The sequence below is a fragment of the Exiguobacterium flavidum genome, assembly GCF_003344535.1.
Classification (GTDB): Bacteria; Bacillota; Bacilli; order Exiguobacteriales; family Exiguobacteriaceae; genus Exiguobacterium_A; species Exiguobacterium_A flavidum.
On sequence record NZ_QPKS01000023.1, the window covers coordinates 1 to 606 of the forward strand.

General features: G+C 46.4%; 3 tRNA genes. All 3 read left to right on the forward strand.

The features are described 5' to 3' along the window. The first annotated feature begins 104 nt into the window (after nucleotides 1-104). The 3 genes from DFG60_RS13565 (at nucleotide 105) to DFG60_RS13575 (ending at nucleotide 473) form a co-directional block, all read left to right on the forward strand. Nucleotides 105-188: transfer RNA gene (locus DFG60_RS13565), tRNA-Leu, on the forward strand. A gap of 6 nt (nucleotides 189-194) precedes the next feature. After that, nucleotides 195-271 (forward strand) — tRNA-Arg (locus DFG60_RS13570). 125 nt (nucleotides 272-396) lie between these two features. Beyond that, nucleotides 397-473 (forward strand) — tRNA-Ile (locus DFG60_RS13575). Nucleotides 474-606 lie beyond the last annotated feature (133 nt).

Below are 606 nucleotides of genomic sequence, written 5' to 3' on the forward strand. Positions count from 1 at the left end.
GTTGGTAGAGCATCTGACTTTTAATCAGAGGGTCGCAGGTTCGAATCCTGCATGACACACCATGTTATTTCCTATATAATAGGGAAAAGATAATTTCATATTATGCGGTCGTGGCGGAATCGGTAGACGCGCTAGGTTGAGGGCCTAGTGGTGGCAACATCGTGGAGGTTCAAGTCCTCTCGACCGCATCATATGCACCCTTAGCTCAGCTGGATAGAGTACTTGACTACGAATCAAGGGGTCGGGAGTTCGAATCTCTCAGGGTGCACCATTATTTTTTTTTGCTTGTTTGCTTTGACGGGNCAGCTGGATAGAGTACTTGACTACGAATCAAGGGGTCGGGAGTTCGAATCTCTCAGGGTGCACCATTATTTTTTTTTGCTTGTTTGCTTTGACGGGCCTATAGCTCAGCTGGTTAGAGCGCACGCCTGATAAGCGTGAGGTCGGTGGTTCGAGTCCACTTAGGCCCACCATTTTCAAAACAAACATGACGAACTTTGAAAACTGAACGATGAGGCAGAAACGTATCCTACGGGATACAAAAAACGAATGAAGCGCAAGCTTCGTCAAACAAGAGCAAGTCAAACACTTCATGGAGAGTTTGAT